Source organism: Curtobacterium flaccumfaciens (assembly GCF_018598405.1).
Taxonomy (GTDB): Bacteria; Actinomycetota; Actinomycetes; order Actinomycetales; family Microbacteriaceae; genus Curtobacterium; species Curtobacterium aurantiacum.
The window spans coordinates 141747-154137 of the sequence record NZ_JAHEWS010000004.1; the positions used below are offsets into that span (position 1 = coordinate 141747).

A 12391-nucleotide genomic window follows, 5' to 3' on the forward strand; every position below is an offset into this window, starting at 1 on the left:
GCGCCCTGTCCGCACCGCGAGACGCCGTCCTGTCGGCAAGACGCCCCGGAACGCACGAGACGCCGCCGGATTCGGCGGCGTCTCGATGACACGACGGCGTCTGCCGCCGTGGGCGTTCGTCAGGCTCGGTGGGTGGCGATGAGCGGTCCGAGGCCGGCGGCACGCTCGGCGGCGCCGGACAGGCCCGTGGTCTCGAGCCAGTTGCCGACCATGCGGTAGCCGCCCTCGGTCAGGACCGACTCCGGGTGGAACTGCACACCGAACACGGGGTGCTCGCGGTGCTGCACGCCCATGATGACCCCGCCACCGGTGCGCGCGGTCACGGTGAGCTCGTCAGGGACGGTGCCGTCGACGATCGCGAGCGAGTGGTAGCGCGTGGCCGTGAAGGGGTGCGGGACGCCGGCGAAGAGCGGGCTGTCGTCGTGGTCGACCTCGGAGGTCTTGCCGTGCATGAGTTCGTCGGCGTGCGTGACCGTGGCGCCCAGTGCCTCCGCGATGGCCTGGTGCCCGAGGCAGACGCCGAGCAACGGGGTCTCGGCCGCGATGGCCGCGTGCACCGTGGGGATCGAGACGCCTGCGGCTGCCGGAGTGCCCGGACCCGGGGAGAGCAGCACCCCGTCGTACTCGGCGATGCGGTCGGCGATCTCGGACTCGGGGAAGGCATCGTTGCGGACGACGTCGGTCTCGGCACCGAGCTGCTGCACGTACCCGTTCAGCGTGTAGACGAAGCTGTCGTAGTTGTCGACGACGAGGATCCTGGTCATGGCGGTTCACCGTACTCGTGGGGGATGTGTGCGGCGGTCCGCGGGCCGATCCACACACGTGGTCACGGTAGGATACCGGCCATGGCCAAGGACAAGGACCGCACCAAGCCCGCCCGGAGGACCCGAGCCGACTCGGTCGACACCGCTGGGGACGCCCCCAACCCGGTGTGGTTCAAGCCGGTCATGTTCGGCTTCATGCTCATCGGATTGGTGTGGGTGATCGTCTTCTACATCTCGAACGCCACGCTGCCGGTGCCGAGCCTCGGCTCGTGGAACATCTTGATCGGCTTCGGCATCATGTTCGTCGGCTTCCTCATGACCACCCGGTGGCGCTGACCTCCGAGCAGCTGCTTTCCTGACGCCCGTCGCACCGCAAGGTGCGGCGGGCGTTCTCGTTCTCCACAACCCTGGTCAGCGGCAGAACGCAGATCCTCCACGATCCGGTCGTTCTCCACACTTTTCCCCACTCTCCACACGACCATCCACACCCGCACCCCGGAGTTATCCACAGCTGAGTCCACAGTGGGGATAATCACACCGGTGTAACTCACCGCTTTCTCCACACCTGGGGATAACTTCCTGCAGCGCTGTGGATCACTGTGGACGACCTTGACAAACAGCGCCGGGAACGACGAACGCCCCGCCGCAGTGCGACGGGGCGTTCGAGGGGATGGATCAGGCGCCCCACACGCTGAGGCCACCGATACTGATGAAGGCGGCGTAGATCGCCAGGATCAGCACGACGACCTCAACGATCAGGAGTCCGGTCTGCAGCCGTTGCTTCCGCACGTTCCGCGTCTTGGAGAACACGTACCCGGTGACGAACCCGATCACGATCCCGCCGACGTGCGCCTGCCACGAGATCTGCGTGCCCGGGAGGAACCCGATGACGAGGTTGAGGCCCATCACCACCAGCAGCTGGACCGCGTTGTAGCCGAGGCTTCGCTGGATGATGAAGAACGCGGCGAACAAGCCGAAGATCGCTCCGGAGGCTCCGACCACCGGGGTACCGGGGCTCAACCACGCCACGGCGAGATCACCGCCCAGCCCTGCCAAGAAGTACAGCGCAAGGAACCGCCACGTGCCGAGCATGTTCTCGAGGATCCGTCCGAAGATGAAGACAGCGAACATGTTGAAGGCGATGTGGAGGAACGACGAGTGCACGAACAGCCCCGTCACGAGCCGCCAGGGCTGCGTGCCGATGGCCGGCGTGTAGAAGGCGAGCCAACTCGTGAGGGCTCGGCCGCTGACTTGGTCGAGCAGCCAGATCAGGGCCGAGATCGCGATGATGACGACCGTGCCCTTCTGGTCGAGCATCGCGAAGCGCCGCCGAGCGACGGTGAACCCGCTGGGGGCCCCGGACGCTCGACGGTTCGCTGCGAACTGTGCGCGCTGTTCACGCACGCACTCCGGGCAGTGCACCCCGACCGCCGCCGGCGTCTGGCACTCCGGGCAGATCGTCCGCCCACAGCGCTGGCAGAGGACGAAGCTCTGCCGGTCCGGATGCCGGTAGCAGGTGTTGTTCGGGTTGTACGCCTGGTCGGTCACGTGAGGGTCAGACGCCTTCGACGTCGATGCTCTGGATGACGACGTCCTCGACGGGCTTGTCGCGACCGTCGGTCGGCACGCCCTCGATCGCGTCGACGACCGCGCGGGACTCGTCGTCGGCGACCTCACCGAAGATGGTGTGCTTGCCCTGCAGCCACGGCGTCGCCACCGTGGTGATGAAGAACTGCGAGCCGTTGGTGCCGCGGCCGCCCTGGATGCCGGCGTTCGCCATGGCGAAGATGTAGGGGTTCTGGAACGTGAGCTCCGGGGAGATCTCGTCGTCGAAGCGGTAGCCCGGGCCGCCGATGCCCTGGCCGAGCGGGTCGCCGCCCTGGATCATGAAGTCCTTGATGATGCGGTGGAAGACGACGCCGTCGTACAGCTTGTCGGTCGAGACCTTGCCCGTGCCCGGGTGGGTCCATTCCTGCTGGCCGGTGGCGAGGTCGACGAAGTTCTTGACGGTCTTCGGTGCGTGGTTGCCGAACAGGTTGACGCGGATGTCGCCCTTGTTGGTGTGGATCGTTGCGACAGCGGTGTGCAGAGACATGTTCCGATTCTCGCATGTACTCCTGACCGTGGACGGATCCCACAGCTGCGGTTCCGTGACCTGTCAGGCAGTGTGGTGGCAGGATGGGGGCACGCCGTTCCGATGGAGGTACCAGATGACGACGATCGAGATTCCGCGAAAGCGCCGGAAGCAGATCAAGAAGCTCAAGGGCCAGACCGCCTCGCTCCTCGGCGAGCAGCGCAAGGTCCTCGAGCACGCGAACGCGATCCTGGCTGAGGCCCGGTCGAACGCCGCCGACGCAGCTCGCAAGGACATCGCACCCCGTGTGCAGAACGCGATCGACAACGGGATCCGTCCCGCGTTCGCAACCGGTGTGCACGCTGCCACCTCGGCAGCGCAGAGCGCTTCGCACAAGTTCCAGTCCGAGGTGGTCCCCGGACTCGTCTCGACCGCTGGTTCGGTGCTGAGCGTGACCGACCTCGCGAAGGACCCCCGGGTCAAGAAGATCGTGAAGAACGCGCAGAAGAAGAGCAAGAGCGCGAAGAAGGCCGCGGCGAAGTACGTCCCGTCGCAGCAGAAGAAGGGTCTCGGCTTCGGCGGAGTCGCACTCATCATCGTCGGCGTCGTCGCCGTCGCGGGTGCTGCGTACGCCGCGTACCAGACGCTCCGCGCCGACGACGACCTGTGGGTCGCCGACGACGCCGACACGGCGGAGAAGCCCGCCGCCTGACCTCCCGGTTCGTACGAAGGGCCCCGGCTGCTGCCGGGGCCCTTCGTCGTTCCCAGGGCAGGTGGCGCACCCGGGCACCGCGTGCCCTGAACCCGCCCACCCACCTGTCTGGAGGCGCACACCGGCCCGCCACCGCGCCTCCCGTCCGCCATGTGCTCACGCAACGCGCGGCGGCAATGCCGAGCGGTCGCAACCTGTCGCCAAAACGGCGCGCAGACGACACTTCGTGCCACCGCCCCACCACGCACGCGGCACGTCGTGACCACTCGACAAGAACGACACGGAGTGGCGGCCCCAGCCATCGCGGAGCGGCGCGTCGCCGAAGGCGCGCAGACAAGCACGACGACCGAACCGCTCGCGACGATCGCGCCGCAGGGGCGGCGGCGCGCATGAGCACAGAACGAAGCCCCTGGGCAGACGACGAAGTCGTCAACCAGGGGCTGATGCGAGTGGAGCCTGGGAGAATCGAACTCCCGACATCCTGCTTGCAAAGCAGGCGCTCTACCAACTGAGCTAAGGCCCCGAGTGCCACCGAGGTGCTCGGTGACGGGATGGAATTGTCGTGGTGTTCCGAAGAACTGGTGGGGCTACAAGGACTTGAACCTTGGACCTCTTCGTTATCAGCGAAGCGCTCTAACCGCCTGAGCTATAGCCCCTCAGACCGGATGAAAGCCTACCGTACGATCCCGTCGGAACGAAATCGGGCGGTGGGCCCATCCGGCCCGGGTGTGTCAGTTGTTCGTGAAGCCCACGAGCAGACCGCCCGTGATCCGAACACTGAGGTTGTAGAGGACGCTCACGATGGCGCCGAGCACGGTGCCGACGACCACGTTGAGGATGCCCACGACGATGGAGAACCCGAGGACCTGGCCCAGTGAGAACTGGTCCATGATCGAGTAACTGTTTTGCCCGGTGACGTCCTTCAACAGGGCGTCGACCTGGGTGAACACACCCGTCTGGTTCAGGATGACCCACACCAGCGCCGTGGCAACCACGATCACGATGCTGCCGGCCAGGGCGATGAGGAAGCTCAGCTTCACCATCGACCAGAAGTCGACGTAGACCAGACGCAGTCGCACCTGGCGGGTGCCGACGGGACGCTTCGCCTTCTTCTGGAGCTTCTCGGCGACACTACTCATTGCTTGACTGGTCCTCTCCGGCCTCGTCTGCGACGGGCTCGGTGTCGATGGGATCAGTGGAATCCGGGGCCGCTTCGGCTGGGCTGACCGTCTCCACCGGGCCCGCGGGCTCGATCTCGGCGTCGTCCTGGTCCTCCAGGTTCCGCTCGGTGTTCCGGGCCACCGCGATGATCCGGTCGTTCTCCGCGAACCTCGCGAAGACGACGCCCATCGTGTCACGGCCCTTGGCAGGGACCTCGGCCACGGCAGACCTTACCACCTTGCCCGATTGCAGCACGACGAGCACCTCGTCGTCCTCGCCGACGATGAGAGCGCCCACAAGATCGCCTCGGTCGAGCGCCAGCTTGGCCACCTTGATGCCCAGACCACCACGGCCCTGCACCCGGTACTGGTCGACCGAGGTGCGCTTGGCGTAGCCGCCCTCGGTCATCACCCAGACGAACCCGTCGTCCGAGACGACCCGGGCTGCGAGCAGCGAGTCGCCGTCGCGGAAGGACATGCCCTTCACACCCGAGGTCGACCGACCCATCGGGCGCAAGGTGTCGTTGGTCGCGGTGAAGCGGAGCGACATGCCCTGGCGGGACACGAGGAGCAGGTCGTCGTGCTCGTCGACCAGCAGCGCCTGGCGGAGCTTGTCGCCGTCGCGCAGGTTGATCGCGATGATGCCGCCGGTGCGGTTCGTGTCGTACTCGGTCAGTGCGGTCTTCTTCACCAGGCCGTGCTCGGTCGCGAGGACGAGGTACTGCGCGACCTCGTAGTCGCGGATGTCGAGCACCTGCTGGATCTGCTCGTCGGGCTGCATCGCGAGCAGGTTCGCGACGTGCTGGCCCTTCGCGTCGCGGCCGGCCTCCTGCAGCTCGTACGCCTTGGCGCGGTAGACCCGGCCCTGGTCCGTGAGGAACAGGAGCCAGTGGTGCGTCGTGGTGACGAAGAAGTGCTCGACGATGTCGTCGGCACGGAGCTGGGCGCCCCGGACACCTCGGCCGCCGCGGTGCTGCGACCGGTACTGGTCGCTCCGCGTGCGCTTGACGTACCCACCGCGGGTGATGGTGACGACCATCTCCTCTTCGGGGATGAGGTCTTCCATCGACATGTCGCCGTCGTAGCCGAACATGATCTCGGTGCGGCGGTCGTCGCCGAAGCGGTCGACGATCTCGCTGAGCTCGTCGCGGATGATCGAGCGCTGACGGCTCTCCGATCCGAGGATGTCCTGGAAGTCGGCGATCTTGCGCTCGAGCTCTTCGGCCTCGTCGTGGATCTTCTGACGCTCGAGTGCGGCGAGACGACGGAGCTGCAGCTCGAGGATCGCGCGCGCCTGGATCTCGTCGACCGACAGCAGGTCCATCAGGCCGGTGCGGGCCTCTTCGACGTCGGGCGAGCGACGGATGAGCGCGATGACCTCGTCGAGGGCATCGAGCGCTGCCAGGTAGCCGCGCAGGATGTGGGCGCGCTTCTCGGCTTCACGCAGACGGAACTGGGTGCGGCGGACGATGACGTCGACCTGGTGGGCGACCCACGCCGAGATGAAGCCGTCGAGCGGCAGGGTGCGGGGCACCCCGTCGACGATCGCGAGCATGTTCGCGCCGAAGTTCTCCTGCAGCTGCGTGTGCTTGTACAGGTTGTTCAGCACGACCTTGGCCACGGCGTCGCGCTTGAGCACGATCACCAGGCGCTGTCCGGTGCGGCCGGAGGTCTCGTCGCGGATGTCGGCGACGCCCGCGAGCTTGCCGTCCTTGACGAGCTCGGCGATCTTGATCGCCAGGTTGTCCGGGTTGACCTGGTACGGCAGCTCGGTGACGACGAGGCAGGTGCGACCCTGGATCTCCTCCACCGAGACGACGGCACGCATCGTGATCGAGCCACGACCGGTGCGGTAGGCGTCCTGGATGCCCTTGGTACCGAGCACCTGCGCACCCGTCGGGAAGTCCGGGCCCTTGATGCGCTGCATGAGCGCCGCGAGCAGCTCCTCACGCGTGGCGTCGGGGTTGTCGAGCGCCCACTTCGCGCCCTCGGCGACCTCGCGCAGGTTGTGCGGCGGGATGTTCGTCGCCATGCCGACCGCGATGCCGACCGAGCCGTTCACGAGCAGGTTCGGGAACCGAGCCGGCAGGATCGCCGGCTCCTGCGTGCGGCCGTCGTAGTTGTCCTGGAAGTCGACGGTGTCCTCGTCGATGTCGCGGACCATCTCGAGCGCGAGTGGCGCCATCTTCGTCTCGGTGTACCGCGGGGCGGCCGCACCGTCGTTGCCGGGCGAACCGAAGTTGCCCTGGCCGAGCGCGAGCGGGTACCGGAGCGACCACGGCTGCACCAGGCGCACGAGGGCGTCGTAGATCGCCGAGTCACCGTGCGGGTGGAACTGACCCATCACGTCACCGACGACACGGGAGCACTTCGAGAACGCGCGGTCCGGGCGGTAGCCGCCGTCGAACATCGCGTAGATCACACGGCGGTGCACCGGCTTGAGGCCGTCGCGGACCTCCGGCAGGGCACGACCGACGATGACCGACATCGCGTAGTCGAGGTACGAGCGCTGCATCTCGAGTTGCAGGTCGACCTGCGAGATGCGGTCACCGGAGACGACGATGTCCCCGCTGTCGCCGTGGACGATCTCGGGCTGCTCGTCGGCGCCGTTCTCGTTGTCGTCAGCCATGTGGCTTCGTTCCCTTTCTGGACAGCCTGGAGGCTGTGGTTCCGTCGGTCGCGCCGGGCGCGACCACAGGTGGTCAGGACTGGTCGACGCGGCTCACGCCGCGCCTCCTGGCCGTTAGATGTCGAGGAAGCGGACGTCCTTGGCGTTCTGCTGGATGAACTGGCGACGTGCGTCGACGTCCTCACCCATCAGCGTCGAGAAGGTGCTGTCGACCGCTGCCGCGTCTTCGAGCGTGACCTGCAGGAGCGTGCGGGTGTCCGGGTTCATCGTGGTGTCCCAGAGCTCCTTGTAGTCCATCTCGCCGAGGCCCTTGTAGCGCTGGATCCCGTTGTCCTTCGGGATGCGCTTGCCGGCCGCCAGGCCCGCCTGCATCAGGGCGTCGCGCTCCCGGTCGCTGAACACGTACTCGTGCGCCGAGTTCGACCACTTCAGGCGGTACAGCGGCGGCTGCGCGAGGTACACGTAGCCGCGCTCGATGAGCGGACGCATGTAGCGGAACAGGAGGGTGAGCAGCAGCGTGGTGATGTGCTGGCCGTCGACGTCGGCATCGGCCATCAGCACGATCTTGTGGTACCGGGCCTTGTCCGGGTCGAAGTCCTCACCGATGCCGGCGCCGAACGCCGTGATCATCGACTGGATCTCCTGGTTGGCGAGGGCACGGTCGAGCCGGGCCTTCTCGACGTTCAGGATCTTGCCGCGCAGGGGCAGGATCGCCTGGGTCATCGGGTTGCGGCCCTGCACGGCGGAACCACCGGCGGAGTCACCCTCGACCATGAAGATCTCCGACAGGATCGGGTCCTTCGACTGGCAGTCCTTGAGCTTGCCGGGCATGCCGCCCGACTCGAGCAGCCCCTTGCGGCGGGTGGTCTCGCGCGCCTTGCGGGCGGCCAGACGCGCCTGCGACGCCTGGATCGCCTTGCGGACGACGTCGCGCGCCTGCGTCGGGTTGCTCTCGAACCAGTGGGTCAGCTCGGTGCCGACGACCCGCTGCACGAACGACTTCGCCTCGGTGTTGCCGAGCTTGGTCTTCGTCTGCCCCTCGAACTGCGGCTCGCCGAGCTTCACGGAGATGACGGCGGTGAGCCCTTCACGGATGTCGTCACCCGTGAGGTTGTCGTCCTTCTCCTTGATGATCTTCGCTTCGCGCGCGTAGCGGTTGACGAGGGTCGTGAGCGCGGCGCGGAAGCCCTCTTCGTGGGTCCCGCCCTCGTGCGTGTTGATCGTGTTCGCGAAGGTGTGGACGCTCTCCTGATAGGAGGTGTTCCACTGCATCGCGACCTCGAGCGCGATCTTGCGCTCCGGGTCCTCGGACTCGAAGCCGATGACGTCGGGGTGGACGAGGTCGGCCTTCTTCTGCGCGTTGATGAACTCGACGTAGTCGGCGAGTCCACGCTCGTACATGAAGGTGTCGTTGCGGGCTTCTTCGCCTTCTTCCGGAGCGCGCTCGTCGCGGAGGTTGATCCGCAGGCCCTTGTTCAGGAAGGCCATCTGCTGGAAGCGCGTGCGCAGGGTCTCGTAGTCGAAGACGACGGACTCGAAGATCTCGGCGTTCGGCCAGAACGTGATCGTCGTGCCGGTCTCGTCGGTCGCTTCGTCCTTCGAGACGGGCGCGACGGGGACGCCGTCGGTGTAGCTCTGGCGCCAGACGTGGCCCTGACGACGGACCTCGACGTCGAGCTCGGAACTCAGCGCGTTGACCACCGACGAACCGACGCCGTGCAGACCACCGGAGACGGCGTACCCGCCACCGCCGAACTTGCCGCCGGCGTGCAGGACGGTGAGGACGACCTGGAGGGTGGAGACCCCCTCGGCCGCGTGGACGTCGACCGGGATGCCACGGCCGTTGTCGACGACGCGGACGCCACCGTCTTCACGGATGCTCACGTCGATGGTGTCGCAGTACCCGGCGAGGGCTTCGTCGACGGAGTTGTCGACGATCTCCTGGACCAGGTGGTGCAGCCCCCGGGGACCGGTCGAACCGATGTACATACCCGGGCGCTTGCGGACGGCCTCGAGCCCCTCGAGCACCTGAATCTGGTCTGCGCCGTAGGACGGTTCGCTCTGCGGGGTCTCCTCGCCGAGCGGGTTCTGTCGGTCGTCGTCAGATTCTGATGCCATGTCGAGCGTGCTCCTGCCTGCGCGCGGAACGCCCGCGCACTGCACCTCCCAGTCTACCGCAGAGCCCCCTCTTTCGAGGGCTCATCTGCCCCGCAGACGGGCTTTTCTGGCACTCCAGGATGATTTCGTCGCCTCAACCGTAGGTGTCGCGAGGACCGCGCCCCTGGACCGTCTTGAGACCGTGTTTCCAGGAGGGGGCGTAGGGGCCATCGACTCGGATGCTCTCGACGCCCGCCATCGGATATCGCTCCGAGATAGTGGTAGTGATGCTCACTTTCAGGTTGCGCAGCTGCGTCGCCCAGCTCGTGGTGTCGCACTTGATGAAGAGCAGACCGTCCTTGATCTCGACCGGCCGTGAGTGCCGCGCGTTCTCCTCCCCGACGACCTCGGCCCAGTCCGTGAAGATCTCCGACTGGGCGAGGGGCTCGGTCCAGCCGAGCTCGGCAGCGAGGGATCCGACCACGTCGCCGAGGCCCCTCGGCTCGCGACCGCGGCCGTAGGGGACGGTGTCGGCGTCGAACTCGCGCGAGCGTCGGCGGCGGGCGTCGACCCCGCGCTTGGACGGGTCGCCGAAGACGGCCCGGAGGTGGCGGTACACCTGCGAGGGTTCGGTGGGCTTGCGGGGCTTCGGCATCAGGCGTCCGCTTCCGCGGGGGTCGCGTGGGTGGCGTCGGTCGGGTCCGTCGGGTCCGTGGCGTCGGTCGGGTCCGTCGCGTCCGTCGGGTCCGTCGCGTCCGTCGGGTCCGTCGCGTCCGTCGCGTCCGTCGGGTCCGTCGCGTCCGTCGTCGGGCTGGAGGCCCGGGTCGTCTCCGCCTCGTCGGTCACGATCGTGCCGGCCTCGATCCGCACGGTGTGCGCCGCGAGCTGCGGGGGCACGTCGCCGAACACCGCGGCGGTGATGAGCACCTGCTCGTAGTCGGCGACCGCGTTCGCCAGGCGTTCACGACGGGATTCGTCGAGCTCGGCGAAGACGTCGTCGAGGATGATGATGGGGTCGCCCAGGTTCGACTCCGCGCGCAGGATCGAGGCGCTCGCGAGCTGGATGGCGAGAGCGAACGACCAGGACTCGCCGTGACTGGCGTATCCGCGGGCAGGTAACCCATTGAGCTGGAACAGTACGTCGTCTCGGTGCGGTCCGACGAGGGTCAGACCGCGGTCGAGTTCGTCCCGGCGCCGTCGCTCGAGCGCCGCGGAGAACGCCTCGGCCGCCGATGCCACCGTGACCGGCTCGTCCGGAGTCCCGAGCACGGGGTCGGTGGCCGCTGCGGACTCGGGATCGCCCCCTCGGATCGAGAGGACTCCGGTGATCGAGGCGTCGTGGTGCTCGCCGGCGACCGTCGCGTAGGCCTCGGCGACGAAGGGTGCGAGCCGACGGGTCAGGTGGTCACGCGCGGCGACGATCTCCGCGCCGAGTCCGACGAGGCGGTCGTCCCAGACGTCGAGCGTCGACAGGGCGTTCGCCTTCGCGCCGGTCGCTCGTGCCGACTTCAGCAGGGTGTTCCGCTGCCGGAGCGTCCGGTCGTAGTCGGCGAGCACACCCTGCATCCGAGGAGCGATCTGGCCGAGCAGCTCGTCGAGCATCCGGCGCCGACCGGCAGGTTCACCGCGCACCAGAGCGAGGTCCTCCGGAGCGAAGAGCACCGACGTGCAGTACCGCGGCAGCTCACGGGGCTTGATCGCGGACCGGTTCACCTGCGCACGGTTCGCACCGGTGCGGTTGATCTGCACCTCGGCGAGGATGCTGCGTTCCTCGTGGGCGAGCCGTGCCCGGACGATCGCGGCGTCACACCCCTGACGGACGAGGGCTGCGTCGGTGGGGACGCGGTGCGAGCCGAGGGTGGAGAGGTACCCGATCGCCTCGACCAGGTTGGTCTTGCCCTGTCCGTTGCGCCCGACGAACAGGTTCGGCCCGCGTGCGAGGTCGACATCCGCCTCCCGGTAGTTCCGGAAGTCGGTCAGTTGGAGATGGTCGACGTGCACGCGGGCCGAGTCCGGGTTTCCCCGGGAGGTCCTAGGACTTCTTGACGGCGTGACCGCCGAACTGGTTGCGGAGCGCCGCGACGGCCTTCATCGTCGGCGAGGCGCTGCCCTGCCGCGAGACGAAGCGCGCGAAGATCGACGCCGAGATCGTCGGCATCGGGACGGCGTGCTCGATGGCCTCCTCGACGGTCCAACGACCTTCGCCGGAGTCCTCGACGTAGCCCTCGATCGCGTCGAGCTTCGGGTCCTCGTTCAGTGCGAGCACCATCAGGTCGAGCAGCCAGGAGCGGACGACGGTGCCGCGCTGCCATCCGGCGAACACGGCGGGGACGTCGGTGATGATGTCCTTGGCCTCGAGGAGCTCGTAGCCCTCGCCGTACGCCTGCATGATGGCGTACTCGATGCCGTTGTGGACCATCTTCGCGTAGTGGCCGGCGCCGATCGGACCCGCGTGCGAGAAGCCCTCTTCACGGGGACCCTCGGGACGGAGTGCGTCGAAGACGGGCATGGCGTACTCGACGTCCTTGGCGTCACCGCCGACCATGAGGCCGTAGCCGTTGTCCTTGCCCCAGACACCACCGGAGACGCCGACGTCCATGTAGCGGATGCCACGCGCGCCGAGCTGCTCGGCGTGCTTGGTGTCGTCCAGCCACTTCGAGTTGCCGCCGTCGATGACCAGGTCACCCTCGCCGAGCACGCCGGCGAGGTCGGTGATCACGTCGTCCGTGATCTTGCCGTGCGGGACCATGACCCACACGAGTCGCTGGCCCTCCGGGAGGGCAGCGGCGAGGGCACCGAGGTCGGCGACGTCGGAGACGGCGGGGTTCGCGTCGTACCCGGTGACCTCGATACCTGCGTTGCGGAGACGGGCACGCATGTTGTTGCCCATGCGACCAAGGCCGACAAGACCGATGTGCATGATTTCCTCTTCTGTTCGTCGTCGCGCTGAAGCTG

At 67.5% G+C, this 12391-nt stretch carries 11 protein-coding genes and 2 tRNA genes; 2 read left to right on the forward strand and 11 right to left on the reverse strand.

Annotated elements, in window-relative coordinates:
* Window positions 1–119: 119 nt before the first annotated feature.
* The gene (locus KK097_RS04175) at window positions 120–764 is read right to left on the reverse strand and encodes an anthranilate synthase component II (protein ID WP_214529244.1); all 645 of its coding nucleotides are present in this window, start codon (window positions 762–764) and stop codon (window positions 120–122) included.
* Window positions 765–845: 81 nt separating this feature from the next.
* Between KK097_RS04175 and KK097_RS04180 the strand changes: the two genes are divergently transcribed.
* Window positions 846–1100, forward strand: coding sequence for a cell division protein CrgA (locus KK097_RS04180; protein ID WP_214529245.1), 255 nt, complete (start codon window positions 846–848; stop codon window positions 1098–1100).
* A 339-nt stretch (window positions 1101–1439) separates the two neighbouring features.
* Here the strand turns inward: KK097_RS04180 and KK097_RS04185 are convergent, their stop codons facing one another.
* Together KK097_RS04185 and KK097_RS04190 are read right to left on the reverse strand one after the other, a co-directional pair.
* Window positions 1440–2312: a rhomboid family intramembrane serine protease gene (locus KK097_RS04185; protein WP_214543804.1), complete on the reverse strand. Its 873-nt coding sequence runs from the start codon at window positions 2310–2312 to the stop codon at window positions 1440–1442.
* Between the two features lie 7 nt (window positions 2313–2319).
* Window positions 2320–2859 carry a peptidylprolyl isomerase gene (locus KK097_RS04190; protein ID WP_194631454.1) on the reverse strand — a complete coding sequence of 180 codons (540 nt, stop codon included), beginning with the start codon at window positions 2857–2859 and terminating at the stop codon, window positions 2320–2322.
* Window positions 2860–2974: 115 nt separating this feature from the next.
* Between KK097_RS04190 and KK097_RS04195 the strand changes: the two genes are divergently transcribed.
* Complete coding sequence (locus KK097_RS04195) at window positions 2975–3550, forward strand: hypothetical protein (RefSeq protein WP_051597033.1); 576 nt, start codon at window positions 2975–2977, stop codon at window positions 3548–3550.
* Window positions 3551–4000: 450 nt separating this feature from the next.
* On the opposite strand, the gene KK097_RS04200 is transcribed toward KK097_RS04195, so the two are convergent.
* The 8 genes from KK097_RS04200 to gnd form a co-directional block, all read right to left on the reverse strand.
* Window positions 4001–4073, reverse strand: a tRNA-Ala gene (locus KK097_RS04200).
* A 56-nt stretch (window positions 4074–4129) separates the two neighbouring features.
* Window positions 4130–4206: transfer RNA gene (locus KK097_RS04205), tRNA-Ile, on the reverse strand.
* Between the two features lie 75 nt (window positions 4207–4281).
* The gene (locus KK097_RS04210; protein WP_027466922.1) at window positions 4282–4689 is read right to left on the reverse strand and encodes a DUF3566 domain-containing protein; all 408 of its coding nucleotides are present in this window, start codon (window positions 4687–4689) and stop codon (window positions 4282–4284) included.
* Complete coding sequence (gyrA, locus tag KK097_RS04215; RefSeq protein ID WP_214543805.1) at window positions 4682–7339, reverse strand: DNA gyrase subunit A; 2658 nt, start codon at window positions 7337–7339, stop codon at window positions 4682–4684. The genes KK097_RS04210 and gyrA overlap by 8 nt, the downstream gene beginning before the upstream one ends.
* 114 nt (window positions 7340–7453) lie before the next feature.
* Window positions 7454–9457 carry a DNA topoisomerase (ATP-hydrolyzing) subunit B gene (gyrB, locus tag KK097_RS04220; protein ID WP_214543806.1) on the reverse strand — a complete coding sequence of 668 codons (2004 nt, stop codon included), beginning with the start codon at window positions 9455–9457 and terminating at the stop codon, window positions 7454–7456.
* 133 nt (window positions 9458–9590) lie between these two features.
* Window positions 9591–10091, reverse strand: coding sequence for a DciA family protein (locus KK097_RS04225; RefSeq protein ID WP_214529249.1), 501 nt, complete (start codon window positions 10089–10091; stop codon window positions 9591–9593).
* Window positions 10091–11437 (reverse strand): DNA replication/repair protein RecF, encoded by a 1347-nt coding sequence (recF, locus tag KK097_RS04230; RefSeq protein ID WP_214543807.1) that lies wholly within the window; start codon window positions 11435–11437, stop codon window positions 10091–10093. The genes KK097_RS04225 and recF overlap by 1 nt, the downstream gene beginning before the upstream one ends.
* Window positions 11438–11468: 31 nt before the next feature.
* A complete protein-coding gene (gene gnd, locus KK097_RS04235) occupies window positions 11469–12356 on the reverse strand; it encodes a phosphogluconate dehydrogenase (NAD(+)-dependent, decarboxylating) (protein ID WP_214529251.1) in 888 nt (295 codons plus the stop codon).
* Between the last annotated feature and the right edge of the window lie 35 nt (window positions 12357–12391).